General features: G+C 68.5%; 29 protein-coding genes. 11 read left to right on the top strand and 18 right to left on the bottom strand.

Annotation, left to right across the window (positions count from 1 at the left end):
* Positions 1–7: 7 nt before the first annotated feature.
* The 5 genes from AC23D6_RS04915 to AC23D6_RS04935 all read right to left on the bottom strand — a co-directional run bounded on the left by AC23D6_RS04915 (position 8) and on the right by AC23D6_RS04935 (position 4,896).
* Positions 8–937, bottom strand: a complete 930-nt coding sequence (locus AC23D6_RS04915; RefSeq protein ID WP_487751699.1) for an SMP-30/gluconolactonase/LRE family protein — start codon at positions 935–937, stop codon at positions 8–10.
* 43 nt (positions 938–980) lie between these two features.
* On the bottom strand, positions 981–2,033 hold the full coding sequence (gene rlmM, locus AC23D6_RS04920; RefSeq protein ID WP_487751700.1) for a 23S rRNA (cytidine(2498)-2'-O)-methyltransferase RlmM: 1,053 nt from the start codon (positions 2,031–2,033) through the stop codon (positions 981–983).
* Positions 2,034–2,088: 55 nt separating this feature from the next.
* A complete protein-coding gene (locus AC23D6_RS04925) occupies positions 2,089–2,649 on the bottom strand; it encodes a nucleoside deaminase (protein ID WP_487751701.1) in 561 nt (186 codons plus the stop codon).
* The gene (locus AC23D6_RS04930; protein ID WP_487751702.1) at positions 2,649–3,065 is read right to left on the bottom strand and encodes a hypothetical protein; all 417 of its coding nucleotides are present in this window, start codon (positions 3,063–3,065) and stop codon (positions 2,649–2,651) included. The genes AC23D6_RS04925 and AC23D6_RS04930 overlap by 1 nt, the downstream gene beginning before the upstream one ends.
* Positions 3,066–3,138: 73 nt before the next feature.
* The gene (locus tag AC23D6_RS04935; RefSeq protein ID WP_487751703.1) at positions 3,139–4,896 is read right to left on the bottom strand and encodes a glutamine--tRNA ligase/YqeY domain fusion protein; all 1,758 of its coding nucleotides are present in this window, start codon (positions 4,894–4,896) and stop codon (positions 3,139–3,141) included.
* A gap of 90 nt (positions 4,897–4,986) precedes the next feature.
* Between AC23D6_RS04935 and AC23D6_RS04940 the strand changes: the two genes are divergently transcribed.
* From AC23D6_RS04940 to msrA, 3 genes are read left to right on the top strand one after another with little or no spacing between them, the layout of a single operon-like run.
* On the top strand, positions 4,987–5,670 hold the full coding sequence (locus AC23D6_RS04940) for a glutathione S-transferase family protein (RefSeq protein ID WP_487751704.1): 684 nt from the start codon (positions 4,987–4,989) through the stop codon (positions 5,668–5,670).
* Between the two features lie 22 nt (positions 5,671–5,692).
* Positions 5,693–5,962 (top strand): putative signal transducing protein, encoded by a 270-nt coding sequence (locus AC23D6_RS04945; RefSeq protein WP_487751705.1) that lies wholly within the window; start codon positions 5,693–5,695, stop codon positions 5,960–5,962.
* Positions 5,963–5,992: 30 nt separating this feature from the next.
* Positions 5,993–6,643, top strand: a complete 651-nt coding sequence (msrA, locus tag AC23D6_RS04950) for a peptide-methionine (S)-S-oxide reductase MsrA (protein WP_487751706.1) — start codon at positions 5,993–5,995, stop codon at positions 6,641–6,643.
* A 90-nt stretch (positions 6,644–6,733) separates the two neighbouring features.
* Here msrA and AC23D6_RS04955 read toward each other — a convergent pair whose 3' ends face one another.
* The 6 genes from AC23D6_RS04955 to ahpC form a co-directional block, all read right to left on the bottom strand.
* Positions 6,734–7,375 carry a hypothetical protein gene (locus AC23D6_RS04955; RefSeq protein WP_487751707.1) on the bottom strand — a complete coding sequence of 214 codons (642 nt, stop codon included), beginning with the start codon at positions 7,373–7,375 and terminating at the stop codon, positions 6,734–6,736.
* Positions 7,372–8,337, bottom strand: coding sequence for a transaldolase (locus AC23D6_RS04960; protein WP_487751708.1), 966 nt, complete (start codon positions 8,335–8,337; stop codon positions 7,372–7,374). Before AC23D6_RS04960 ends, AC23D6_RS04955 begins: the two co-directional genes overlap by 4 nt.
* A gap of 871 nt (positions 8,338–9,208) precedes the next feature.
* Positions 9,209–9,649 (bottom strand): nucleoside diphosphate kinase regulator, encoded by a 441-nt coding sequence (rnk, locus tag AC23D6_RS04965; RefSeq protein ID WP_487751709.1) that lies wholly within the window; start codon positions 9,647–9,649, stop codon positions 9,209–9,211.
* 111 nt (positions 9,650–9,760) lie between these two features.
* Positions 9,761–10,720 (bottom strand): DNA-binding transcriptional regulator OxyR, encoded by a 960-nt coding sequence (gene oxyR / locus AC23D6_RS04970; protein ID WP_487751710.1) that lies wholly within the window; start codon positions 10,718–10,720, stop codon positions 9,761–9,763.
* A 56-nt stretch (positions 10,721–10,776) separates the two neighbouring features.
* Entirely contained in the window at positions 10,777–12,363 is a 1,587-nt protein-coding gene (gene ahpF / locus AC23D6_RS04975) for an alkyl hydroperoxide reductase subunit F (RefSeq protein WP_487751711.1), read from the bottom strand.
* 250 nt (positions 12,364–12,613) lie between these two features.
* Complete coding sequence (ahpC, locus tag AC23D6_RS04980) at positions 12,614–13,177, bottom strand: alkyl hydroperoxide reductase subunit C (RefSeq protein WP_142125842.1); 564 nt, start codon at positions 13,175–13,177, stop codon at positions 12,614–12,616.
* A gap of 356 nt (positions 13,178–13,533) precedes the next feature.
* Between ahpC and prmC the strand changes: the two genes are divergently transcribed.
* Genes prmC through AC23D6_RS04995 form a run of 3 tightly spaced genes read left to right on the top strand, consistent with a single transcriptional unit; the run spans position 13,534 to position 16,298 of the window.
* Positions 13,534–14,403 (top strand): peptide chain release factor N(5)-glutamine methyltransferase, encoded by an 870-nt coding sequence (gene prmC, locus AC23D6_RS04985; protein ID WP_487751712.1) that lies wholly within the window; start codon positions 13,534–13,536, stop codon positions 14,401–14,403.
* A 30-nt stretch (positions 14,404–14,433) separates the two neighbouring features.
* Positions 14,434–15,375, top strand: coding sequence for a prolyl aminopeptidase (gene pip, locus AC23D6_RS04990; RefSeq protein WP_487751713.1), 942 nt, complete (start codon positions 14,434–14,436; stop codon positions 15,373–15,375).
* Positions 15,376–15,404: 29 nt separating this feature from the next.
* The gene (locus tag AC23D6_RS04995; RefSeq protein ID WP_487751714.1) at positions 15,405–16,298 is read left to right on the top strand and encodes a dienelactone hydrolase family protein; all 894 of its coding nucleotides are present in this window, start codon (positions 15,405–15,407) and stop codon (positions 16,296–16,298) included.
* A gap of 7 nt (positions 16,299–16,305) precedes the next feature.
* On the opposite strand, the gene AC23D6_RS05000 is transcribed toward AC23D6_RS04995, so the two are convergent.
* The gene (locus AC23D6_RS05000; protein ID WP_487751715.1) at positions 16,306–16,722 is read right to left on the bottom strand and encodes a hypothetical protein; all 417 of its coding nucleotides are present in this window, start codon (positions 16,720–16,722) and stop codon (positions 16,306–16,308) included.
* Between the two features lie 456 nt (positions 16,723–17,178).
* On the opposite strand from AC23D6_RS05000, the gene AC23D6_RS05005 reads away from it, so the two are divergent.
* Positions 17,179–17,595 carry a DUF4019 domain-containing protein gene (locus AC23D6_RS05005; RefSeq protein ID WP_487751716.1) on the top strand — a complete coding sequence of 139 codons (417 nt, stop codon included), beginning with the start codon at positions 17,179–17,181 and terminating at the stop codon, positions 17,593–17,595.
* A gap of 4 nt (positions 17,596–17,599) precedes the next feature.
* Here AC23D6_RS05005 and AC23D6_RS05010 read toward each other — a convergent pair whose 3' ends face one another.
* The 3 genes from AC23D6_RS05010 to AC23D6_RS05020 form a co-directional block, all read right to left on the bottom strand.
* A complete protein-coding gene (locus AC23D6_RS05010) occupies positions 17,600–18,160 on the bottom strand; it encodes an NUDIX hydrolase (RefSeq protein ID WP_487751717.1) in 561 nt (186 codons plus the stop codon).
* Between the two features lie 30 nt (positions 18,161–18,190).
* Positions 18,191–19,045, bottom strand: coding sequence for a 5'-3' exonuclease (locus tag AC23D6_RS05015; protein WP_487752574.1), 855 nt, complete (start codon positions 19,043–19,045; stop codon positions 18,191–18,193).
* Between the two features lie 67 nt (positions 19,046–19,112).
* Positions 19,113–19,688: a nitroreductase family protein gene (locus tag AC23D6_RS05020; protein ID WP_487751718.1), complete on the bottom strand. Its 576-nt coding sequence runs from the start codon at positions 19,686–19,688 to the stop codon at positions 19,113–19,115.
* Positions 19,689–19,841: 153 nt separating this feature from the next.
* Between AC23D6_RS05020 and AC23D6_RS05025 the strand changes: the two genes are divergently transcribed.
* Positions 19,842–22,142, top strand: a complete 2,301-nt coding sequence (locus tag AC23D6_RS05025; RefSeq protein ID WP_487751719.1) for a DUF1631 domain-containing protein — start codon at positions 19,842–19,844, stop codon at positions 22,140–22,142.
* A 64-nt stretch (positions 22,143–22,206) separates the two neighbouring features.
* On the top strand, positions 22,207–23,313 hold the full coding sequence (locus AC23D6_RS05030) for an NAD(P) transhydrogenase subunit alpha (protein WP_487751720.1): 1,107 nt from the start codon (positions 22,207–22,209) through the stop codon (positions 23,311–23,313).
* An 18-nt stretch (positions 23,314–23,331) separates the two neighbouring features.
* On the opposite strand, the gene AC23D6_RS05035 is transcribed toward AC23D6_RS05030, so the two are convergent.
* The 3 genes from AC23D6_RS05035 to AC23D6_RS05045 are packed head-to-tail and all read right to left on the bottom strand — an operon-like array spanning position 23,332 to position 24,728.
* On the bottom strand, positions 23,332–23,775 hold the full coding sequence (locus AC23D6_RS05035) for a DUF3106 domain-containing protein (protein ID WP_487751721.1): 444 nt from the start codon (positions 23,773–23,775) through the stop codon (positions 23,332–23,334).
* 3 nt (positions 23,776–23,778) lie between these two features.
* The gene (locus tag AC23D6_RS05040; protein ID WP_487751722.1) at positions 23,779–24,162 is read right to left on the bottom strand and encodes a hypothetical protein; all 384 of its coding nucleotides are present in this window, start codon (positions 24,160–24,162) and stop codon (positions 23,779–23,781) included.
* Positions 24,159–24,728, bottom strand: a complete 570-nt coding sequence (locus AC23D6_RS05045; RefSeq protein ID WP_487751723.1) for an RNA polymerase sigma factor — start codon at positions 24,726–24,728, stop codon at positions 24,159–24,161. Before AC23D6_RS05045 ends, AC23D6_RS05040 begins: the two co-directional genes overlap by 4 nt.
* 250 nt (positions 24,729–24,978) lie before the next feature.
* On the opposite strand from AC23D6_RS05045, the gene AC23D6_RS05050 reads away from it, so the two are divergent.
* Positions 24,979–25,275, top strand: coding sequence for an NAD(P) transhydrogenase subunit alpha part 2 (locus AC23D6_RS05050; RefSeq protein WP_487751724.1), 297 nt, complete (start codon positions 24,979–24,981; stop codon positions 25,273–25,275).
* Positions 25,276–25,280: 5 nt separating this feature from the next.
* On the top strand, positions 25,281–25,781 hold the full coding sequence (locus AC23D6_RS05055) for a hypothetical protein (protein ID WP_487751725.1): 501 nt from the start codon (positions 25,281–25,283) through the stop codon (positions 25,779–25,781).
* Positions 25,782–25,787: the final 6 nt, after the last annotated feature.

Raw genomic sequence — 25,787 nt, forward strand, 5'->3', positions numbered from 1 at the left:
GCCGGCATCACCGGCCGCTCTCGCGCCCGCGTATCTCCGCGCGGAAGGCCTCGATGGCACCGCGATCCTGCAGGGTGACGTAGACCGTGCGGCCGTCCGGCCCGCCGAACGCGACATTGGTGGGCTTCCACCCTTTCAGTGCCACCTCGCGCAGCACCTTGCCGTCGGGCGACACGATCGCGACCACGCCGGCACCGTAGCGGGCGATATAGAGATTGCCCGCCACGTCGGTGCGCATGCCATCCAGGCCATGGTCGTCGAACGCGATCAGCAGGCGCTTGTTCGCGACAGCGCCGTCCGCGCGAAGATCGTAGACCCATACCTTGCGCTGCACGCTCTCGTTGACGTACAGCCGCTTGCCATCGGGGCTGACCTCGACGCCGTTGGTGGTGCCCATGCCGGTTTCGAGAAGCTGCGGCGCCCCGTCATGATCGATGCGCCACAGTTGGCCGGTGTTGTCGGCCCAGTTGGGATCACTGGCGTACAGCGCGCCGTCCGGCGCGAGCGCGATGTCGTTGGGCTGATTCGCTTGCGGCATGGACGCGAACACCTTCGCCTCGCGCGTACCCGGCGCGATGCGCAGGACGTGGTGTCCGCTGTAGTCGGCGATGAGCATGCCGCCGTCCGCGGCGAAGCGGATCCCGTTGCCGGTGCTGCCGGCCGGCAACGTGGCGAACAGGCTCGCAGTGGCGTGCCCGGTGGCGTCGAACGTCACCCGGCCGATGGTGCCGTCACGGCCGAAACTCACCGCGTACAGCGCGCCGTCCGGACCCCACGCCGGCCCCTCGATGCCGGCGCTGAACGTGCCGTCGCCGACGACATCGCGCGCGACGTACGGCGCCGTGTCCAGTGATGGCGCAAGGGCCTCGCCATGCGCGCAGCCGGCGAGCAGGACTGCGAAGCCCAACAACGCGTGACTGATGCCTCGTAACGTCATCCGTAGGTCCTCGGGTGGCGTGGCGTGTGTGCGGAGCCCGGCCTCAGCCCGGCGTGGCGAACACGGTGATCTCTTCGCGGTCGTGGTAGAGCTGCCGTGCGCGGATCTCCAGCGGGCGGCCGGCCTGGTCGGCGAACAGGTCCAGGCACAGCCTGGTCTCGTCCCAGCGTTTCTTCATCGGCAATTTGAGGTTGAACACCGCATGCCGGCACCAGCCTTCACGGAACCACTGCGCCATGCGCTCGGCCACGCGGCGCGGCTGTTCCACCATGTCGCAGACCATCCAGTCCAGCGCCTGCGGCGGCTTCCAGTGGAATCCGTCGGCCCGCAGGTGTTCGACCAGGCCGGTGGCCAGCACGTGCTCTCGCAGCGGCCCGTTGTCCACGCTGGTCACGCGCAGGTGGTGGCGGGTGAGCACCCACGTCCAGCCGCCGGGCGCCGCACCGAGGTCGGCAGCGGTCATGCCGGGCTTCAGCAGGGCTTCGCGCTGGCGCTCGTCGAGCAGCGAGAGGAAGGCTTCTTCAAGCTTCAGCGCCGAACGCGAGGGCGCATCGGGCAGCAGCTTGAGACGCGGAATGCCTTGCGGCCACGGCGCGCTGTCGCGCGTATCGGCGACGCACAGGAACACATGGTCACCCTGGACGAACACCACATGCAGCCGGGGCAGTCGCGCATCTTCCTTCTCGCTGAGGAAGCCCTGCTTGCGCAGCACCGGGCGTAGCGCATTGGCGAAGCTGCGCGCGAGCCCGGCGAGCGGTTTGGCGGTGTCCGAATCGGGGTGTTCCACCCACAGGTCGCCGAAGCGCCCCGCGCCTGCCAGCACGGCGAGGATCGGGGTGATGCGGTCCTTGGGATCGATGCCGCGCAACTCGGCGAACATCCGCAGCTTCTGCCGCGCGAAGACCAGGTCGCGCCAGGGCAGCGCGCGATCCAGCGCGGCTGCGTCTTCGCACACGAACAGCACATGCCCATCGTTGCGCTGCGCGCGGGCATAGCCCGCGAAACCCGCGTGCGCCGCGCGCTCGCCCAGCTCGGCGGCGAGTTCGGGTTCGAATCCCTGGCGGCAGTAGGCCAGCAGGCCGGTCGTCGATGACATGGGGGCAGTGTAGCCGCGCAGGCGCCGCGATACGAAGCGCGGCGTCGGCGTGCGCTCAGTAGCGCTCCCCGCCCATCTCGCCGTAGTCCTTGAGCACGGCGCGCGCATCGTCGCGGCGCAAGTCGCGCACGACTTCGATGCCACGCTTGTTGAGCTCGCCCACCCAGTCCGCCGGCAGCGGACCTTCGTCGAACTCGGTCAGCTCCATCACGTCATCGGCGCGCGCGCCGATCAGCAGGCGGTCGATGCCGGCCCACACCGTGGCGCCATAGCACTGGCAGCACGGCTGCGAGGACGTGGCCAGGGTCACCGGCGCCATGCGGTCGTTCAAGCGCGGCGTTTGCAGGCGCTGCTGGGCCAGCATGTAGGCCATGTTCTCGGCGTGCGCCAGCGAACAGGTGTGGGGCATTACGCGGTTCACGCCAATGGCGACCACGCGGTGGTCGGGGCCGAAGACCACCGCGCCGAACGGGCCGCCGGTGTTGGCGTCCACGTTGCGGCGCGAGAGCTCGATGGCCAGCGCGACTTTGTCTTCGTCGCTGGCGTAGGCGGCAGCCAGGTCGATGAGATCGTGGGTCCAGGCGGGCAGGGTCAGGTGGATCTGCTGGTAGAGCATCACTGGGCAGGGGCAGGGGAAGAGGAGGCTGCTTCGCAGCGGCCGCTGACGCATTGGCAGGCGGTCACGTCGGCGAAACCGCAGACGCCGGCCATGCCGCTGGCGGCGCACTGCGCACGCACGCCCTGCGGATCAGTCGGGCTGTTCTTGTTGACGCAGGCCGGCATGCTGCCGCAGCAGTTGCCGACATCCTTCACTGCGCAGTCGGCGTTGCTGCCGCAGGCATAGTCCACGGTGATCGCGCCGGCCTGGCGCGGCGGCAGCGTGCCGCCGGTGGGCTTGGGTGCGGGCGTCGACATGGTCGGCGGTTCCGTGCCGTCGCCGGGCGTGGCGGGCGCCGCGCATCCGGTCAGGAAGGTGGCCGCGGCGAGCATCAACGACAGGGCGAACGGCAGGCACAGGAAGGTGCGGGACATGGGCGAACTCCTTTCCGGGATGGATGAATCGCCAGCCTGAGACGGGCTGCCTCAACGGCCGGTGAAACGTATCTCAAGCCTTCGTCGCCCAGGTATCGCGCAGGGTGACGCTGCGGTTGAACACGGGACGCTCCGGCGTGTGGTCGTACCGATCGGTGACGAAGTAGCCGATCCGCTCGAACTGGAACGACTGCTCAGGCGCGGCCGCGGCGGCCGCCGGTTCCACATAGCCGGTGGTCGTGCGGCGCGAGTCGGGGTTGAGGTAATCGCGGTAGGTCTTGCCTTCGGTATCGTCGTCCGGATTCGGCACGCTGAAGAGGCGGTCGTACAGGCGCACTTCCGCTTCGACCGCATGCTTCGCGCTGACCCAGTGGATGGTGCCCTTGATCTTGCGCTCGGCACCGGCCATGCCGGGACGGGATTCCGGATCCAGCCAGCCACGCAGCTCGACGATCTCGCCGCTCTCGTTCTTGATCACTTCATCGCAACGCACGATGCCGGCGCCGCGCAGGCGTACTTCGCCGCCCGTGGTCAGGCGCTTGAAGCCCTTGGGCGGCACTTCCTCGAAATCCTCGCGCTCGATCCACAGCTCGCGCGAGAACGGCACGCTGCGCTGGCCGAAGGACTCGTCCTTCGGATGGTTGGAGAACGTCAGAGTTTCTTCGTGGTCGTCAGGCAGGTTCGCCAGCACGAGCTTCACCGGGTCGATGACGGCCATGCGGCGCGGCGCGGAGGCATCCAGGTCTTCGCGCAGCGCACCTTCCAGGATGGAAATGTCGAGCAAGGAGTTCTGCTTGCTGATGCCCACGCGGTCCACCATCAGGCGCAGCGCGGCCGGCGTGTAACCGCGACGGCGGATACCCTGCAGCGTCGGCATGCGCGGGTCGTCCCAGCCGTCGACGAGCTTGTCTTCCACCATCGCGAGCAGCTTGCGCTTGCTCATCACCAGGTAGTTGAAGTTCAGGCGCGAGAACTCGATCTGGCGCGGTTTGCTCGCTTCCTTCGGCAGTCCCTTGGCCAGCAGCGGCGCGATCAGCTCCGGCGAACCGGCCAGGTCCACCTTGTCCACGCACCAGTCGTACAGGGGGCGATGGTCTTCGAACTCCAGCGTGCACAGCGAGTGGGTGATGCCTTCCACTGCATCGCTCAGCGAGTGCGCGTAGTCGTACATCGGGTAGATCGGCCAGTCGTTGCCGGTGTTCTGGTGCTCGACGTGCTTGATGCGGTACAGCGCCGGGTCGCGCAGGTTGATGTTGCCGCTGGCCATGTCGATCTTCGCGCGCAGCGTGCGCGCACCGTCCGGGAACTCGCCCGCGCGCATGCGCCGGAACAGGTCCAGGTTCTCTTCGACGCTGCGGTCGCGGTACGGCGAGTTGCGGCCCGGTTCGGTCAGCGTGCCGCGGTATGCGCGCACTTCGTCCGCGCTCAGGTCGCAGACGAAGGCATCGCCCTGGCGGATCAGCTTCTCGCCGGCCAGGTACAACACCTCGAAGTAATCCGAGGCGTGGCGCAGGTCGTGCCAGTCGAAGCCCAGCCAGCGCACGTCGTCCTGTATGGCGCGGACGTACTCGGGGTCTTCCTTGGCGGGATTGGTGTCGTCCAGACGCAGATTGCAGACGCCGCCGAACTCGCCGGCGATGCCGAAGTCCAGGCAGATCGCCTTGGCGTGGCCGATGTGCAGGTAGCCGTTGGGCTCCGGCGGGAAACGCGTCTTCACGGCGGTGTGGCGGCCGGTGGCCAGGTCCTCACGCACGATCTGGCGGATGAAGTCCCGTTTTTCCGGGGCGGCATCGTCAGCGAGGGGGGCGGAAGGAGCGGCAGCGTCGGACATCGGGGCGAGAGGCGTGGAAAAACGCCAGTTTAGCCGGTCTGGCGCTCGGGCTGGTCTATCCTGAACGGCCTGCACGCATCGAGCCCCCGCATGAGCCTCCCGGTCCTGGTCATCGGCAACAAGAACTACTCGTCCTGGTCGCTGCGCCCGTGGCTGCTGCTCCGGCATTTCGGCGTGGCCTTCGAAGAGATCCGCCTGCCCCTCGACACGCCGCAGTTCGCCGCGGAGGTCGCGCGCCACTCCCCGACCGGCAAGGTGCCAGCCCTGCACGATGGCGGGGTACACGTCTGGGATTCGCTGGCGATCTGCGAATACGCCAACGAGCGCTGGCTCGATGGCAAGGGCTGGCCGCAGGGCCGCGCCGCGCGCGCGGTGGCGCGGGCAGCCGCGGCGGAGATGCATTCCGGCTTCACGGCGCTGCGTACGCAATTGCCGATGAACAGCCGGCGCACGCCGGATGCCTACCGCTGGGACGCCGCGGCGCAGGGCGACATCGATCGGATCCAGGCGTTGTGGCGCGACCTGCGTGCCGCGCAGGGTGGTGATGGCGATTTCCTGTGCGGCGACTTCGGCATCGTCGACGCGATGTATGCGCCAGTGGCGATCCGCTTCGACGGCTACGGCGTGCCGGTGGATGTCGAAGCGCGCCGCTACATGGACGCGTTGTTCGCGCTGCCGGCCATGCGGGAATGGCGCGACGCGGCCGCGATCGAGCCTGAATCGGTGCCGGCCACCGAGGCCCTGCGCAGGCCGTTCCCGGCGGAGCGGGTGTAGGCTGGCCGAGGAGGACACATCCATGCGCGTGGTCTACCTGGCCGACAACCTGTTCGACGCCCATCTGGTGAAGCATGCGCTTGAAGAGGTGGGCATCCCCACCTTCGTGTTCGGGGAGTCGCTGCTGGGCGGCATGGGCGAACTGCCGCTGTTCGGCGTGCTGCGCGTCTGCGTCCCGGACACTGCGTTCCCTGAGGCCGAGGGCATCGTGCGCGGGCTGGGGCTGGATTCCGGCGCCGATGGCCCCATCTCGGAAGGCGACGACGAAGGCCTGGGCATCCTGCCGGCCTGATCCGCTTTCCACCGACACACGAGGTTCGCCATGCTGGGTATCGGAGCCTACAAGCAGCGCATGCCGCGCGCAGAAGACGTCCTGCCGGGCCGCAGCACGCCGCTGCCGCTGCACAACACCCACTTCGTCAACGGACGGCCGCTGCGCGACGCGTTCGAGGGCTTGCAGCAGGTCGAATTCGGCCTGGGTTGCTTCTGGGGTGCGGAACGCAAGTTCTGGACGCTGCCCGGCGTGTACACCACGGCCGTCGGCTATGCGGGGGGCGGCACGCCGAATGCGACCTACGAGGAAGTCTGTTCTGGTCAGACCGGCCACAACGAAGTGGTGAAGGTGGTCTACGACCCGGCGCAGGTCTCGTTCGAACGGCTGTTGCAGGTGTTCTGGGAGAGCCATGATCCTACCCAGGGCATGCGCCAGGGCAACGACGTGGGCACGCAGTACCGCTCCGGCATCTATTGCCACACGCCCGAGCAGCAGGCCGCGGCGCAGGCCAGCCTGCAGGCGTACCAGCAGACGCTGCGCGCGGCGGGCTATGGCGGCATCACCACCGAAATCGTGTACCCGGCGCCGGCGTTCTACTACGCCGAGGACTACCACCAGCAGTACCTGGCGAAGAACCCGAACGGCTACTGCGGCTTGGGCGGGACGGGCGTGAGCTGCCCAATCGGGCTGGACGTCTGAGGAAAGTCGTCGTGGGAGCGACGTGAGTCGCGAAGCTGCCTGAGCTGGCCGCGTCGTCGCGACTGACGTCGCTCCCACGAGAGCCTCTTCCTAAAGTCGGGTGATGCCGCACACGTAGACCACTTCGCAGGCGCCAGCGCCGGTGTCGTCGCGGCGGGTGGAACTGCGCCAGCGCCAGCCGTCTCCGGCGTTCGCCTCCACCAACCAACCGTCGATGCGCACGCGCTCGCCCTTGTGCACGCCGGCCAGCGCCTGCGCGACGCTGTCGCTGCCGGGAATCATGTGCATGTTGGCGCTGCTGCGAACGATTTCGCTGGGAGGCAGCGGCGGCTGGTCGCTCCATTCGTACCGATACCAGCGCGAGGACTGGCGAATGTCGAGCGCGTCGATCACGGCGTCTTCGGTCATGCGCGCCCAGCCGAGCGCCAGGTCGGTTGGGGACAGGTCCGACTCGCGTCCACTGCGATAGTCCTCGCGCGACAGCACGCGCGCTTCCACGCTGAAGCCAGCAAGCGGCGTCAGGGTGGCAGCTTCGAGGGCGAACGGCGCCAGGCTGCCCGGAACGTCGGTCTGCAGCGGCGGCTCGCCCGAGGCCACGCGCGGCGGCAACGGGCAGGCGAGGGTCAGGTCGCCGGCTGACGCGGGGGCCTTCGGCCCCACGCGGTTGTCGGAGAACCACCACCCCGCCAGGCAGATCAGGATGCCGATCACCAGCAGGGTGCGCAGGCTCACGCGGTGAGCTTCTCGCGGATGGTCGTGCGCAGCGCGGCCAGGTCTTTGGCGAAGGCGTCGATACCGGTCGCCAATTTTTCCTTCGCCATCGGATCGGCCTCGATCGCAGCCGCGAAGCTCTCCGCCGTGACCGGCGAGGCGGTCACGGCTTCGACCGCACCGGGCGACAGCTTGCGCGGCAGATCGCCGTGTTCCTGGTCCAGCTTCTCCAGCAGGTCCGGCGAGATGGTCAGGCGATCGCATCCGGCCAGCGCTTCGATCTGCGCGGTGGAGCGGAACGAGGCACCCATCACCACGGTGGGGGAACCGCGGCGCTTGAACTCGGCGTACACGCCGCGCACGAACACCACGCCCGGGTCTTCGTCGATGGTCGCCGGCGCCTGTCCGTTGGCGACGTACCAGTCGAGGATACGGCCCACGAACGGCGAAATCAGGAACGCACCGGCTTCGGCGCAGGCGATCGCCTGGGTCGGATTGAAGATCAGGGTGAGGTTGCAGTCGATGCCTTCGGCCTGCAGCACGCGCGCGGCTTCCACGCCTTCCCAGGTGGAGGCGACCTTGATGAGGATGCGGTCGCGGCCGATACCCTGGTCGGCGTACATCTGCACGAACTTGCGCGCCTTGGCGACGGTGGCGGCGGTGTCGTAGGCCTGGTCGGCGTCGACTTCGGTGGAGACACGGCCGGGGATGAGGCCCGCAAGCCGCGCACCGACGCCCACGGTCAGGCGATCGACGACCTCGTCCACCAGCGCCTCGCCGCCGCCCTGCGCGCGCGCCCAGGCGAGCTGCTCTTCGATCAGGTCGGCGTAGACCGGCAAGTCCAGCGCCTTCTTCACCAGGGTGGGGTTGGTGGTGCAGTCCACCGGCTTGAGGCGCTTGATGGCGTCGTAATCGCCAGTGTCGGCGACGACCACGGACAGCTCGCGGAGTTGCTGGAGTTTGGTGGGTGCGGGGGAGTTCATGCGATGGCTCGGCGGGCAAAGGATGGGGAGGGGAAGTATGCCCTGTCCCTCGACGCGAAGGCTTGTTGCGGGTGGCGGAAATTGGCTTTGTTTCGGCGTGGTTCGGCGTCTAGCGGAGAGAGGTTCGATTGCCGTGGTCACGTGGTTCTAGCCCCTCTCCCCTCGGGAGAGGGGTTGGGGTGAGGGGTAACGAAGGCAGCGTCTTCGAACTCCTTGTTCTCACCACAATTCCGATGGGCCTCTGGTTTCATGGCCTCCGGGGTCGCTCTCTTCTTCTTCCACGCATGGTGCCGCTCGCCGCGGAGGCCCTACTTTCTTTGCTTGTGCAAAGAAAGTAGGCAAAGAAAGCACACCCCGGCGGTCCGCCCGCCGCTGCGCGGCGGGTTCGCAATCCCGGCGGGAACTACGGACAGGGCATCCTGCCCTGGCCGAAAACGGCGCACGTCCTGTGCGCCCCCCTACGGGGGTTTTACCCGCCAGGACTGCCGGACCTCAGGGGGCCCAACAGCAAAAGTAGAAGCTTCGGGGCCGGCCGCATTTGCCTTTGCTTGCTTTCGGGCCCCATGAGGCACGGCGAGTGGGCCGGGTAAAACCCGAAGGGCGCCGTCATGGATGACGGCGTTTTCGTATGGCACATGGATGTGCCTTACGAAAATTCCCGGCCCGCTCGCGGACCCGAAGCGCGAAGCGCGGAGGGCGTGCCGCCTGGGGTGTGTTTCTTTGCCTACTTTCTTTGCACAAGCAAAGAAAGTAGGGCCCCCGCGGCGAGCGGCACCATCCCCCACCACACATAAAAATCGCTGCGAGCGCTGGCGTTGGAGCGTCAGCAAATCCGCCGACGCCACGGTCCGCGTGTCGATCCAGCAAACAATCAGCGATGCAGATCGCCACTCGCTTCCGGCTGGTACTCGATCGCGGTGACCCGCAGGCGCAAAGGCCGGTTGCCGGCCGCCTGCCAATCGATCGTCTGCCCCACCGATAGCCCCAGCAGCGCGCTGCCGACGGGTGCGAGCACGGAGACCAAGCCAGTCTCGACGTTCGCTTCGTGGGGATACACCAGAGTCAGGCGATGGTGTTCGCCGGTGAGTTCGTCCTCGCACGCCACGCGCGAGTGCATCGTCACCACGTTGTCCGGCATGTCGTCCGGGGTGCGCACGTCGGCGCGGTTCAGTTCGTCCATCAGTGCCAGCGCGGCCGGGTGCCGGCGCAGCACGGGCGTATCGAGCAAGGCCTCCAGGCGCGAGAGATCGCGGCTGGACACCACGAGCGGGGGAAGCGAGGGCGGCAGGCCGCTGGTGCGGGTGTGGTTCATCGGTGGTCTCCGTGTGGGTTGGGTCGCGCAAAAGGAAATGGGCGACGCGTCGCCGCGCCGCCCATCGGTATCCTGTTTGCAGCCTTACCGTAGCCCGGAAGGCGGTAGGGTTCAAGCCGCGCGGGCGCGCGGCGTGGGGCGTCCGCTCGGCGGTTGCGCGCCACCGGTTTCCGGTTCGAACAGGGCCGGCGGCAGATCGCGGAACACGCCCGCCAATTGCAGCAGGAAATCGCTCATCGCCGAACTCTTGCGCCACACCATGGCGATCTGCCGGCTCGGGTGCGAATCGCTGAAGCCGAGCAGGTGGATGTTGTCCGAACGCGCCACCGGCGGTTTCACCGCCAGCGTCGGCAGCAAGGTGATGCCGACATCGGCGGCAACCATCTGGCGCAGCGTTTCCAGGCTGGTCGCGCGGAACTCGGACTTCTCGTTCGCCCCGGACAGTCGACAGACATCGAGGGCCTGCTCGCGCAGGCAGTGACCATCCTCCAGCAAGAGCAGGCGCTGGTCGGCGAGTTCGGCCAGGGCCAGCGAGTCGCGCCGCGCCAGGGCGTGCGATTCCGGTACGGCGAGGACGAAGGGTTCCTCGAACAGGAACTCGGTATGCAGCTGGTCGTCGGTCACCGGCAGGGCCAGCAGGCCGGCGTCGAGCTTGCCTTCGCGCAAGCGTGAGAGCAGCACGTCGCTCTTCTCCTCGACCAGCAGCAGCTCAAGGTCAGGGAAGCGCGCACGGATACGCGGCACCACATGCGGCAGCAGATACGGGCCCAGCGTGGGGAAGATGCCCAGCCGCACCGTGCCTGCCTCGGGATCCTGGCTGCGGCGGGCGGCTTCCTTCATCTGCTCCACTTCGGCCACGATGCGGCGCGCGCGGTCGGCGGCATCGCGTCCGGCCGGGGTGAGCATCACCTTGCGTGGCGCGCGCTCGACCAACGGCACGCCGAGCTCGTCCTCCAGCTTCTTGATCTGGGTGGAGAGCGTGGGCTGGCTGACGTAACACGCCGCGGCGGCCCGGCCGAAATGCTTGTGGTCCGCCAGGGCCACCAGGTACCTCAGGTCGCGCAGATTCATCGGAACCCTCCCTCAAGGAACCGCGGTGCGGGCGGCAGCGCCGTCCGCTCGGTACATCATGCCGCGACGGCGTCCGCCGCTTCCACCGGGGCGGAGGTGCGGATCAGGTGGTCGAAGGCGCTCAGCGCGGCCTTCGAACCTTCGCCCATCGCGATGACGATCTGCTTGTACGGGACGGTTGTGGCATCGCCCGCCGCGAACACGCCGGGCACGCTGGTCTGGCCGCGGTCGTCGACGATGATCTCGCCGCGGGGGCTCAGGGCCACCACGCCCTTCAGCCATTCCGTGTTCGGCAGCAGGCCGATCTGCACGAAGATGCCTTCCAGTTCCACGCGATGCGTATCGCCGCCCACGCGGTCCTTGTAGACCAGGCCATTGACCTTGCTGCCGTCGCCCAGCACTTCCGTCGTCTGCGCGCTGGTCACGATGCGCACGTTCGACAGGCTGCGCAGCTTGCGCTGCAGCACGTCGTCTGCGCGCAGCTGGCCGTCGAACTCGATCAGGGTGACATGCGCGACGATGCCGGCCAGGTCGATCGCCGCTTCGACGCCGGAATTGCCGCCGCCGATCACCGCCACGCGCTTGCCCTTAAACAGCGGGCCGTCGCAGTGCGGGCAATACGCCACGCCCTTGTTGCGGTACTCGTTCTCGCCGGGCACGTTCATCTGCCGCCAGCGCGCACCGGTGGACAGGATCACCGTCTTCGACTTCAACGATGCGCCATTGGCCAGTTGGACTTCCACCAAGCCGTCCTTTCCGGCGGGAACGAGCTTCTCCGCGCGCTGCAGGTTCATCACGTCGACCTGGTAGTCCTTCACGTGCTGCTCCAGCGCAGCGGCGAGCTTCGGGCCTTCGGTGTACGGCACGGAAATGAAGTTCTCGATCGCCATCGTATCCAGCACCTGGCCGCCAAAGCGCTCGGCCGCCACGCCGGTGCGGATGCCCTTGCGGGCGGCATAGATGGCCGCCGATGCACCGGCCGGGCCGCCACCGACGACGAGCACGTCGTACGGCGCCTTGGCCCTGATCTTCTCGGCTTCGCGCTTGCCGGCGTTGGTGTCGAGCTTGGCGACGATTTCTTCCACGCCCATCCTGCCGGCGCCGAACACCTCGCCGTTGAGGAAGATGGTCGGCACCGACATCACTTCGCGCTGCTCGACTTCCTGCTGGAACAGCGCACCGTCGATCGCCACGTGCTGGATCTTCGGGTTCAACACCGCCATCAGGTTGAGCGCCTGCACGACGTCGGGGCAGTTCTGGCACGACAGCGAGAAATAGGTTTCGAAGCGGTACTCGCCGTCGAGCGCGCGGATCTGGTCGATCACGTCCTGCGCCAGCTTCGACGGATGGCCGCCGACCTGCAGCAGCGCCAGCACCAGCGAGGTGAACTCGTGGCCCATCGGCAGGCCGGCGAAGGTCAGGTGGATGTCATGCCCCGGCGAGGTCAGCGAGAACGATGGGGTGCGCTCGCCGCCGCGCCGTTCGTCGACGCGGATCTTGTCCGAGACCTCCTGCAAGTCCTTCAGCAGCGCCTGCAGGTCGGCCGAACCGGCGCTGTCGTCCAACTGCGCGGTGATGTGGATGGGGCGCACGGCCTTCTCGAGGTAGGCCTTCAGCTGCGTCTTCAGATTGGCGTCCAGCATGGCGAACGTCTCCGTGGAGGGAATTCGGGGAAGGGAAGCGGGGAACGGGAGGTCAGGCGTTTGCAGGAGCGGCATGCGCCGTGGGGAGGGAGCCGGTCAGGGAGGAGGGAACCGGCGAGCGGCGCATGCCGCTGCTGCAAACGTCCGTCGGGGAAGCCGACCTCCGGGCGCGTGGCCCGGAGGCGGTGTGATGCGTGTCCTTGGAGCAAGGCGCATCCGTGGTCCGGATGCGCCGGTGTCGCAGGACGGCTTAGATCTTGCCGACCAGGTCCAGCGACGGGGCGATCGTCTGCGCGCCTTCCTTCCACTTGGCCGGGCAGACCTGGCCGGGATTGGCGGCGGTGAACTGCGCGGCCTTCAGCTTGCGCAGCGTTTCCGACACGTCACGGGCGATCTCGTTGCTGTGGATCTCGGCGGTCTTGATGACGCCTTCCGGGTTGATGACGAAGGTGCCGCGCAGGGCCAGGCCTTCTTCCTCGATGTGCACGCCGAAGGCGCGGGTCAGCTGGTGGGTCGGGTCGCCGACCAGCGGGAACTGGGCCTTGCCCACCGCCGGGGAGGTTTCGTGCCACACCTTGTGCGAGAAGTGCGTGTCGGTGGTGACGATGTAAACCTCGGCGCCGGCCTTCTGGAACTCGGCGTAGTTGGCGGCGGCGTCTTCCACTTCGGTCGGGCAATTGAAGGTGAAGGCGGCCGGCATGAAGATCAGGACCGACCACTTGCCCTTCAGGGTGCCGTCGGTGACTTCGACGAATTCGCCGTTGTGGAAGGCGGTGGTCTTGAACGGCTGGACCGCGGTGTTGATCAGGGACATGGAAGATCCTCGTGAGTGGAGTGGGTGGTGAAGCGATGGGGCCATGGTAGGCAGGGGCTATTGATATCTCAAATCGATTGATGGAATTGAATAGATAGTCACTGGCTATCACTAAATGGAGTCGGGACGTGCTGCCGACAAGGCCTCCGCAAAGATCAGGTTTTTCAGCGACTTGAACGGTCCTGATCCCCCCGGACCTGAGCGCCGCCCAGCCTTGGTCATCCATCTGCGACGGCGTATGGCTTCCAATAGCCCCGCCCGAAGCGTTTCTGGCGCCATACGCCATTGAGCACCATGATGGTGCGCCGCGGCGATGCCCAGGCGTGTGGGGACGGTCGCCCGGTACCATGCGCGCCATGCCCGCCTATGCATCCCTCCGTCTCGACCACGCCCTGCGCGACGCCGCGACCCGACTGGTCGGCGCGGAGGCGCGGCACGAAGCCGAGCAACTGCTGCTGCACGTGATCGGCCGCGACCGGGCCTGGCTGTTCGCGCATGGCGATGCCCCGCTGTCGGGCGCGGACGCGGCCGCTTTCGAGGCGCTGCTGGTGCGCCGGATCGCGGGCGAGCCGGTGGCCTACCTGGTGGGGCACCGTGGTTTCTGGACGCTCGACCTGCAGGTGTCGCCCGCCACGTTGATCCCGCGCCCGGAAACCGAGCGCCTGGTCGAACTCGCCCTGGCGCGTCTGCCGGCCGACACGCCACTGCGCATCGCCGACCTGGGGACCGGGACGGGCGCGATCGCGCTGGCGCTGGCCAGCGAGCGGCCGCGGGCTTGCGTGGTGGCCACCGACCTCAGTGACGACGCCTTGGCCATCGCTCGGGCGAACGGCAGCGCCAACGACCTGACGAACGTCGACTTCCGCGCTGGTAGCTGGTGGACGCCAGTGGCGGGCGAACGCTTCCACCTGATCGCCAGCAATCCTCCCTACATCGCCGAAGGCGATGCGCACCTGGCGCAGGGCGACCTGCGTTTCGAACCGCCGGCGGCACTGTCGTCCGGTGCGGACGGCCTCGACGCGATCCGCATGATCGTGGCGGGCGCGCCGGCGCACCTCCTGCCCGGCGGCTGGCTGCTGCTGGAGCATGGCTGGGACCAGGGTGATGCCATTCGCGCGCTGCTGACAACGGCTGGCTTCGTCGATGTCGCCACCGAGACCGACCTGGAGCAACGCGACCGTGTGACCCTCGGGCGCGTAACGGAAGGGCAAGACGCGAGCCGCTAGACTGTCGCTTTCATCCAGGACTTGCCGCCCATGCGCACGCTGTACCCCGATCTCGAGCCCTTCGACACCGGCACGCTGAAGGTCGACGACCGCCACACGCTGTACTACGAGCAGTGCGGCAATCCGCAGGGCAAGCCCGTGGTGCTGCTGCATGGCGGGCCGGGCGCGGGCTGCAGCCCGAAGATGCGCCGCTTCCACGACCCGGCCAAGTACCGCATCGTGCTGTTCGACCAGCGCGGTTCCGGGCGCTCCACACCGCATGCGGACCTGGTGGACAACACCACGTGGGATCTCGTGGCCGATATCGAGAAGCTGCGCGAAACGCTCGGCATCGACCGCTGGCAGGTGTTCGGCGGCAGTTGGGGCTCGACGCTGGCCCTGGCCTACGCCGAAACACATCCGCAGCGCGTGACCGAGCTGGTGCTTCGCGGCATCTTCATGCTCCGGCGCTGGGAACTGGAATGGTTCTACCAGGAAGGCGCAAGCCGCCTGTTCCCGGATGCCTGGGAGCACTACATCACCGCGATCCCGCCGGTCGAACGCCATGACCTGATCTCCGCCTTCCACCGGCGTCTGACCTCCGACGACAAGGCCACGCGCCTGGCCGCGGCGAAGGCGTGGAGCGTGTGGGAAGGCGCGACGAGCTTCCTGCACGTCGACGCGGATTTCGTCAGTGGCCACGAAGAGCCCGAATTCGCGCTGGCGTTTGCGCGCATCGAGAACCACTACTTCGTCAACGGCGGATTCTTCGAGGTCGAAGACCAGTTGCTGCGCGATGCGTCGCGCATCGCCGACATCCCGGGCGTGATCGTGCACGGCCGCTACGACGTGGTGTGCCCGATCGCCAACGCATGGGAGCTGCACAAGGCCTGGCCGAAGGCCAAGCTCGAGATCACGCCGGCGTCGGGACATTCGGCCTTCGAAGCGGAGAACGTGGACGCGCTCGTGCGCGCGACCGACGCCTTCGCCTGACGGTCCTGCATCGCACCCCGGAGAACGCCATGGAATCGTCGCGCGCCACCGCCGGCACATTCGACCAGCGCGTGCTGGACCTGTACGACGATTACGTCCACGGACGCGTCGATCGCCGCGGGTTCCTGGCCGGTGCGGCGCAGTTCGCCGTTGCGGGCACGACGGCCGCGGGCTTGCTGGCGGCACTGATGCCGCAATACGCGTTCGCGGCGCAGGTGGCGGCGGAAGATCCGCGCATCAGCACCGTCTACCGCACGTTCCCGGCACCGCACGGCCACGGCGAAGGCCGTGGTCTGCTGGCGATGCCGCGCGCACCGGGGCGCCATCCGGTGGTGCTGGTGGTGCACGAGAACCGCGGACTGAATCCCTACATCGAAGATGTCGCCCGGCGCCTGGCGGTGGCCGGCTTCATCGCCTTCGCCCCGGATGCGCTGTATCCGCTCGGCGGCTATCCCGGCAACGACGACACCGGGCGCGAGATGCAGGCGAAGATGGATCGCGACAAGGTACTGGCCGACCTGGAAGCCGCCGCACGCTTCGCCCACGCGTTGCCACGCGGGAACGGCAAGCTGGGCGTGGTCGGGTTCTGCTTCGGTGGACTGGTGACCAACCGGCTGGCGGCGCGCCTGCCGGACCTCGTCGATGCCGGCGTGCCGTACTACGGTGGCCAGCCCTCCGCGGACGAAGCGTCGCGGATCCGGGCGCCGCTGCTGCTGCAGTTCGCCGCGCTGGACACGCGCGTCAACGCGGGCTGGCCCGCGTACGAGCAACAGCTGAAGGCGGCCGGCGTGTCGTACACCGCTTACGTCTATCCCGACGTGAACCACGGGTTCCACAACGACACGACGCCGCGCTACGACGCCGCAGCGGCCGCCCTGTCGTGGCAGCGCACGCTGGCTTTCTTCGACCAGTATCTGCGCTGAGCAGGCGCTATGGCGACGCGCGCTCCGGTGCAGCCACGTCGACGTTCATGCGGCGATACGCACGCTGCAGGCGCGCGCTGCCGCCGGGCAGGCGATCGCCTTCGACGGTGATGTCGATGCGCAACGCGCCGGAGGCCGCATCAGGCAGCGTGTAGCGATACGTGGCGCGACACCCGTCCGGGATATCCAACTGCAGCGTCAGCCGGCCGCCATCATCGCGCAGCGTCGCGCGCGTGCCGTCGGCGAGCTCCAGCGTGCCTGAGAGCGGCACGACCACCACGCCGCGGCCGTCCGAGGTCCCGAACACCACCGCTTCGCGCATCCGTTGCAGCACCAGAACGGCATCCTCGGGTGCAGCGAAGGCGCCTTGCGTGGGCAGCAGGCCTTTCAGACTGGGACGGCCACCGCTGGGGGGAGGGCCCATGGGCCTACCTCCTGCGCCGCCCGGGGGCGGGCCCATCGGGCGGTCGCCACCGCCGGGAGGCGGTCCACCGGCGCCGCCAGGGCCGCCACGTCCGGGACGCGGACCCCGCTCCGGACGCACACCTACCGGCATGGCTCGCTCGGCCTCTTGCAGTAGTTGCGCGTTCGTCTCCACATCGGGTTGCCACTCACCGGAGGGATCCTGCGGAGCGGCCTGCGCCAGCGCGGGCGGGACGATGGCGATCAGGGCAGCGAAGAAGCAGGCAGTCAGGCGCACGTCTTAGGCTCAGGTGGGATCGCCGGCGGAACGTTTGGCGCGGCGGCGGGATGACGCGTGCCCGCATGTCGTTGCCCGATATTCAGCTGGCGGCCCCGCGCGTGTCCGGTGCGCATGTGCGGGAGCGAACCTTCCGCATGTACGCGGCGAAACGGGCCAGCCGCTTCGGGAGATAGGGTGGTGACGATCGAGCACGCCGCGTCGGCGCAGGCCGGCAGGATTGGATTGGAGGACGTCGACATTCCCCGCCTGGGCATGTCGGCCATGCGCTTCATCAAGGCGATCGAGCAGGGCCAGCACGAGATCCTGTGGGAGGCGGCGTCGGACACGATCCGGCGCACGATGGGCCGAGAGGCCTTCATTGCATTGCTCGCGCAACGCCATGGCGCGCTCGGGCCCGGCCTGGATCGGCGCTGGGCGGCGGTCCGCGTCGACCAGCCAGAACAGCGGCCGCGCTGGCAGCCAGGCACGTATGCGGTGCTGGAGTTCTCCGTGGCGTTCGGTGAAGCCGCCGCGCCGCATCGTGAAACCGTGACCCTGCGCCGCGAGGATGCCGGCGTCTGGCGCCTGGCCGGTTACGCCGTCAAGGCCTCCTGATCCGTTACAGGCGCGGCGTTCCGTCGAGCGTGTGGTCGATCATCCACAGGCCCGCCCAGAGTTTCGCGTCCAGTTCGTAGCCTTCGGCCATCTTCTGCGCCAGCCAGGCGGCGGCGCGCGTGCGGGGAATGGCATGCACGGTGATGTCTTCGTCGCCATCGCCGCCGCCTTCGCCCACCTTGCGCAGATCGGTCGCGCGGACGAAGGCGATCTTCTCGCTGCTGCTGCCCGACGACGTGGGGCCGATCATCAGCACCTCGGCATGCGCGGCGGTCCACCCGGTTTCTTCTTCCAGCTCGCGGATCGCCGAGACCTCGATGGACTCATCGGCATGGATATCGCCGACCAGGCCCGCCGGCATTTCAATGGTCAGCGCCTGCAACGGCACGCGGAACTGCTCGACGAACAGCACTTCGTCGTCCGGCGTGACCGCGATGATGATGGCCGCCAGCCCGCCCGCATGCGCGCGCTCCACGTACTCCCAGGTGCCGCGGACCATCATCCGCTGGTATTTGCCCGACCAGACCACCTGCGGCGGTGCCTTGCGCTTGTCGTGTTCGTCCATGGCCCGATGCTAGCCGCTGTCGATGACGATTTACAGGCGACCGGGGCCGCCTTCTTCCAGGCCGGCGGCCACCCGTAGCCGCCGCCGCGTCATCGGGCCGAAGCGCAAGGCGTCGGACAGCCCCGCGAGCATGTCGCCGTCGGCCTCGCCGCGCGCATGACCGTGGGCGATGTCGCCGAGCGGCGCGTCCAGCGCGATGGTGGTGAGCTGGCGCCAGAGCAGGGCGTGTTCACGCTGCTCGCGCAGGCGCGTGGCCAGGGTCGCGGCGCCGCGCAGGCGCAGGAACGCCACTTCATCCACGCGGGCGAGCAGGGTGTCGAGATCACCGAAGTGCGCGAGCAGGATGGCGGCCGACTTCGCGCCGATGCCACTGACGCCCGGGATGTTGTCCACCGCATCGCCCGTCAGTGCAAGGTAGTCGGCGATCTGCCGCGCCTCCACGCCATGACGGGCCTTCACGCCGGCCATGCCCCAGCGATGGCCGCGCGCGAAATCCCATTGCTCGTCGTGGTCGCCCAGCAGCTGCGAGAGGTCCTTGTCGGCGGAGACGATGACGCCACGGAAGTCCTGCGGCCGTGCCGCATGCAGCGCGCTGCCGATCAGGTCGTCGGCTTCGTATTCGCCATGCGACAGCACGCTCAGCCCGAGCGCGGCGCACAGCGCCTTGCAATGGGTGAACTGCCGGCGCAATTCCTCCGGCGCGGGGTCGCGGTTGGCCTTGTAGGCCGGGTAAAGACGGTTGCGGAAGCAGCTGTCCAGCGCTTCGTCGAAGGCGATCGCGATGTGCGCGGGGCGCTCCTTCTCCAGCAGTTCGAGCAGGAAGCGCGCGAAGCCGTGCACCGCGTTGGTGGGCCAGCCGTCGGCGTCCTGGAATTCGTCCGGCATCGAATGCCAGGCGCGGAACACGTACAGGCTGGCGTCGACCAGGTAGAGGGCGCGCACGCCGTCGGCCTCAGGGCGTCCAGTCGGTCAGCAGCGCGGACGGATCCGGGCGGTCGCGCTCCGGGGCTTCCCGTTGTGGCGTGCCGATGTGGATGAAGCCGGCGACGCGCTCGTTGGGCGCGAGGCCGAGCGTCGCGGCGATTGCGTCGTCATAGGCCATCCAGCCGGTCAGCCATTGCGCGCCGAACCCCAGCGCCTGCGCTGCCTGCAGCAGCGCGAAACACACGCTGCCGGCCGTCAGCAGCTGCTCCTGCTCCGGCACCTTGTGGCCGGCCGTCAGGCGCGCGATGACGGTGACGATGGTGGGCGCGTGCGAGAAGCGCGCGCGGTCCTTCTCGAGCACCGCGTCGGCGGCATCCGGGTCCAGATGCAAGGTGCGTGCCGCAAGCCGCTCACCGAGCGCCTGGCGCGCATCGCCCTGGATGCGGATGAAGCGGAACGGCACCAGCTTGCCGTGGTCGGGGACGCGCACGGCCGACGCGAGCATGCGCAGGAGGGCGTCGTCGTCGGGACCCGGCTCGCCGAGCTGTTTGGAAGGCACCGAACGGCGGGCGTCGAGGAATTGGAGGGGGGACGTAAGCGACATGCGTCAAGTTTAGCGTGTCACATCTTGTTGCATGGCACTAAAATGCTGAGCCCATCACGGTTGCCCGTCCCGCGGATTCCCTACGATGGCAGTGCGGACTCACGTCCGCTTCCCCCGAACTCCTTTCGCCTGCCAAGGCGGGGATCCTTGTGCATGTCGAACGTCCTCAATATCGCCGATCGTACCGGCCGGGAAACGCGCATGCTTGACCAGGCGCGCGACGCGGCCATTCCGCCGTTGGTGGATGCCTTCGCGGTGGCGCTCGGCCGTTTCGACGACGCACTGTTCGACCGGGCCGAGCGGGCGGGCCCGTCGCAGATGGCGTTCCTGGACGCCATGCGCGAGCTGCGTCGGCGGCGGGAAGACATCGTGGTGCGCTTCCGTGCACACCTGCAGGTGGCCTGGAAGGCGCTGCAAGATGGCCGCCCGCTCTCGATGGAGGACGCGTTCGCGCAATCCAGCGAGCATTCGCTCACGCTGATGACCGACCAGGAGCTGGAATCCCGCCTGGCCGTGCGCAACCTGGCCAGCGTGATCCTGCGCGACTGCAAGCCGGTGCTGACCCGCCTGGACCGCCGCCTGGGCTGGCTGGCCGGTCAGCCGGCGCTGGAGTCCGAGTACAACCCCATCGGCCCCGAGCACATCGGCGTCGCTGTGCACCAGGGCTTCGTCGGGTGCGATCTCACCCCCGAAGTGCGGCTGGTCATCATCAAGCTGTGCGAGCGGGACCTCGTCCCCGCGATCGCCCGCATCTACGCTGCGCTGGACCAGCGTCTGGCCCAGCTCGGCGTGGCGCCGGACGTGTCCGAGCCGCGCCGTGCGCCCAAGTCCGAAGCCGCGCAGGACATCGAAGACCTGATGTCGGGCGACGACCCCGGCGCGCCGGCCTGGGCCGCCCGTTTCCTCAACCGCATGGCCGGCATGAACCGCGGCCTGCAGGCGTCGCACGCCGCGCCGCCGCCCGCTGCCGGCTTCGGCGACGTGCCGCCCGGTTATTCGTCCACCCCCGGCACGCAGGGCGTCCTGCTCGAAGCCCTGCATCATCTGTTGCAGGAATCCCGGCGGGGCCGCGATGCCGCGCAGGAGGAGCCGCGCCCGTCGCATCCGCAGCGCGATCTTTCCCAGCGCGAGATGCTGTCCGTGCTGTCCCTGCTGCAGGCCACGCCCAGCGCCACGCTGCGTGCCGCCATCGGCGACACCGGCGAGTCGCTGTCGCAGCGGTTGAAGAACGAAGTGCTCAGCAGCGCCATGCAACTGGGCGTGGACCCGTCCACCGCGCGCCTGGCGCCGGTCGACGAGGACGCCATCGACCTGGTCGGCATGCTGTTCGACGTGATGCTGGACGAACGCGACCTGGACGGCCGTCCGCGCGAACTGATCGGGCGTCTGGTCGTCCCGTTCGTGAAGGTGGCCCTGCTGGACCGCCGCATGTTCGTGCAGAAGACGCACCCCGCGCGTCGCCTGCTGAACGTGCTGGCCGAGGCTTGCGAAGGCAACAACGGCGAGAGCGCCGCCGAGCGCACCTTACTGACCAAGGTCGAGGAAGTGGTCGACCGTCTGACCGCCGAGTTCAACGAGAATCTCGCGATCTTCCTGACCCTGGAAGAGGAGTTCCGCTCCTTCCTGGAACAGCATCGCCGCCGCATCGAGATCGCCGAGCGCCGTGCCGCCGAGATCCAGCGCGGGCAGGAGCGCCTGGAAGCCGCGCGCGCACGGATGAACGCCGAACTGGACGAGCGCCTGGCCGATCGCACCGTGCCCCAGGCGATCGAGGATTTCCTGCGCCAGCCCTGGGCCCACCACGTCACCATGACCGTGCTGCGCGAGGGCGAGGACGGCGACGGTCTGCGCGAATCGCTGGCGCTGGCCGACGGCCTGCTCGAGGAACTCACCGAGGCGCAACGCCACGTCATTGGCAAGCCGTGGCTGCAGGCCTGGCGTCCGGCGCTGCTGAAGGTGTTCTCCAGCGTCGGCATGAACCTGGATGCCGCCGCCGGTGCGGTCGACGCGCTGCACGACACGCTGCAGGCGGTGGCCGCGGCGCGCCCCGATCTGGAGAAGGCGCTGCCCGAACTGCCGCAGGTGGTGCTGCCCAAGCCGGCCGTCGACGAGGAAGCCACGCCGATCCAGCTGGTCGCCGGTGCCGACACGCTCGATTTCGACCACAGCGATGCCGACCATTTCCGCGGGTTGGCGATCGGCACCTGGCTGGACTTCATCGACAAGGACAACAAGGTGCAGCCGGGCAAGCTGTCGTGGGTCAGCCCGATCTCCTCGCGCCTGTTGTTCGTCAACCGCCGCGGTGTGCGCTTCTGCGTTGCTTCACCGGAAGAACTGGCCGCGATGGTCCGCCTGGGCCGCCTGCGCACGCACCAGAGCGAGGATGCGTTCGACAGCGCCATGCAGGGCGTGATCGAACGCCTCGAACCGGTCACGCCGACCCCGCTGACCTGAGCCTGCGCGGCTCTGCCGCGCTCTGCTAGCATCGTCGTACGGATGGCCTAACGACGAGGGGCGCATGGCGGTCGAAGTGCGGGTACTGAAGGAGTCCGCGGCCGGTGAGCGCCGCGTGGCCGCCACGCCGGAAACGGTGAAGAAACTGATCGCCGCCGGTGCGCAGGTCGTCGTGGAGCGCGACGCAGGCGCGAGTGCCGGTTTCATCGACCAGGCTTACGCCGACGCCGGCGCGACGCTGGACGGTGGCGAGGGCCGGGCGCAAGCCGACGTGCTGCTCTGCGTGCAGGCGCCGCCCGCCGACGCGATCGCCACCCTCAAACCGGGCGCCAGCCTGGTCGGCGTGCTCCAGCCCACCGCCGATGCCGCGCGCGCCGAGGCGTTGCAGGCGCGCGGCCTTCAGAATTTCCCGCTCGAACGGCTGCCGCGCACCACGCGCGCGCAGGCGATGGACGTGCTCAGTTCGCAGGCCGGCATGGCCGGCTACAAGGCCGTGCTGATCGCCGCGCAACTGGCGCCGCGCTTCTTCCCGATGCTGACCACGGCGGCCGGCACGATCCGTCCGTCGAAGGTGTTGATCGTCGGCGCCGGCGTGGCCGGCCTGCAGGCCATCGCCACCGCCAAACGCCTCGGTGCACAGGTGGAAGGGTTTGACGTGCGCCCGGAGACGCGCGAGCAGATCGAATCGCTCGGCGGCAAGTTCCTCGACCTCGGCGTGAGCGCTGCGGGCGAGGGCGGTTATGCGCGCCAGCTCACCGAGGAAGAACGCGCGTTGCAGCAGCAGCGCCTGGCCGATCATCTCAGGGGCATCGACGTCGTCGTCTGCACGGCGGCGGTGCCGGGGCGTCCTGCGCCGAAGATCATCAGCGCGGCGATGGTCGCGGGCATGAAGCCGGGCAGTGTCATCGTCGACCTGGCCGCGGAGACCGGCGGCAACTGCGAGCTCACCCGGCCAGGGGATACCTACGAACAGCAGGGCGTCACGATCGCCGGGCCGTTGAACCTCGCCAGCCTGGGCGCGGTGCACGCCAGCGAGATGTACGCGCGCAACGTGTTCAACTTTGTGTCCTTGTTCATCAAGGACGGCGCGCTGCAGTTCGATTGGAACGATGAATTGCTGGCCAAGACGGTCTGGCCGGAACGGTCCGACGTGCCCGCGCAGGCGGCCTGAGGCCGCAAGAAAACAGGATCAGCGCTCCTCGCGCTGCGGCCTGCGCCGCGGCGCGTTCTCTTTCATCCAGGCATCGCGCTGCTCGGGCGTCATCTTCTTCCACTCGTCGCGCAACGCGGCGCGCTGTTCGGGCGTGAGCTCCTTCATCCGGCCATAGAGCGCGCGGGCCTGACGGCGCTGCTCGGGATTCATGCCTTCGAAGCGCTTCATGCCGTGGCGCGCCTGCGCGCGCTGTTCGGGCGTCATCGCCTGCCAGCGCTGGGCGCGCTCCAGCATGCGCGGGCGGTCTTCCGGCTCGCGGTTCCAGCGGTCGCGCAGTGGCGCGATCAGCGCTTCGCGCTGCTGCGGGGTCAGCTGCTCCCAGGTGGGCAGGGGCGCGGGCGGGGCGGATTGCGCGAACGCCTGCGCGGATGCGAGGACCAGCAGGCAGAGGGCGAGCAGGCGGGCGGTACGGGATGTCATGGGTCACTCCATCGCAAGAGGCTGCGCATCCGCAGACGCGAGCCACAGGTACAGGTCGGGGTCTTCTTCCAGCGTGCCGGCCGTGGCTTCGTCCAGCGACGCCTCACCGTCGGTCACGGCCACCGGCGTCGCCGTGCCGGGCGCCGGTGCGGTCGATGTGCGCGGCAGGAACTGCAGCCCGATGCCCACGGCGAGCACCGCGCTGAAGGCGGTAGCCGTCAGCCAGCGCCAGGGGCGCGCGCCTTCGGGCTCGGCGCGTTGGACCTCGTGGCGCGCGCTGCGCAGCCGCATCAGGGTCTGCGGGGACATCTGCGCCAGCGATGCACGATGCAGGCCGCGGGCCTGCGCGTCGAAGCCGGCATCGTCGCGGGAATGGACGGGGTTCATCGGAATTCCTCCAGTTGCTTTTGCAGGGCCTCGCGCGCGCGGGACAGATGGGTCTTCACCGATCCCTCCGAGCAGCCCATGACGCGCGCGGTGTCCGCCACGTCCAGTTCTTCCAGTACGCGCAGCGTGAACGCTTCGCGCTGGCGCGCCGGCAAGGCGCGCAGCGCCTGCACCAGACGCGCATAGGCCTCGCGCTGGTCGTGCGCCTGCGAGGGGCCGGCGCCCCGATCGGGCGCCCAGTCCACCGGGCTTTCCTCGCCGCGGTCGCCGGTGGGCAGCAGCCAGCGCAAGCGGAAGCCGGCACGGCGCTGCAGGTCCACGATCCGCCGGCGCAGGATGCTCCAGAACAGCGGCGTCCACTCGTCCGCCGGCCGGTCCTTGTAGACGAGCATTTTCATCATCGCGTCCTGGACCACGTCCAGGGCGTCGTCGCGATGGCGCAGGCCCGCCTCGGCGAAGCGGAACGCGCGCGGCCCGATCTCGGCCAGGAACAGCTCCAGCGTCGCCGCGGGCGCAGGCGATACAGGCGTGTCCGGCAACGGGTTCGGCGTGGCACTCACCAACATAGCTTAGCGACCGGTGCCGTGAATCAGCTGCAACGGCCCGGCCGCAAGACGCGGCAGGCCATCAGCGGGGACAGATCGGGCGGGCACGGCATGGTCGGTTCTCCGCGAGGGGTGCAAGGTGGAACGCGCCACGCGGGTCGCGGTTGACACGGCAACGACGGGGTCTCGGCGGGTTCAGGTATGGTTATGATGCGGGACACGCCCCGCCGAGCGCGGTGGCGCCGACAACGTGGACAGGATGGGGGAGCGGATGAGCGACGGGTTCGTGGCGCTGTACATCTTCATGCTGGCGGCCATCGCCGGGCACGTGATCATTTCGCGGGTGCCGGTGATCCTGCACACGCCGCTGATGTCCGGCTCCAACTTCATTCATGGCATCGTCCTGATCGGCGCGATGGTCGTGCTAGGCCACGCCGACACTCCGCTGGAGAAAGCCATCGGCTTCATCGCCGTGCTGCTGGGGGCGGGTAACGCCGCCGGCGGCTACGTGGTCACCGAGCGCATGCTGGAGATGTTCAAGAGCAGCAAGCCTGCGGGTGGCAAGTGAGCAGCATGCCGATCACCCCCGTACCTGCGCGCGCCACCGCGCGTGACCTCTTCCAGTGGTTGAGTTACCTGCAGTACCCGGCGCTGCTGGTGGCGCTGGGGTACGCGGCCAGAGCGGGTTGGTCGCTCGCGATGGTCGGCACCGACAGCGGGACGACGGTTTACGACGACTTCAACTACGTGCTGCTCTACGCCGGCATCGGCATCGGCCTGTCCTCGCTGCAGGACCCGACCCGAACCCAGAATGACCTGTCACGACGCGTCTGGCAGGACCCGCGCAAGGGACGCTGGATGCTCGTCTTGCTGTCCTTCTACACGCTCACCTCCATGGTGGCCGGACTGGTCGGTGCGTACCTGGCCGACACGACGGTGGTGAACCAGTTGTCGCTGGGCTTGGTCGCGTTCGGGCTGGGCATGGTGGGCTTGCTGAAGACCGCCATCGAGATGCGTGAGCACCATCGGGTGGACAAGCAGGTCGCGTCGTCGTCGGAGGGGAACCGCGCATGATGAGTG

This window comes from Pseudoxanthomonas sp. G3, assembly GCF_057654715.1.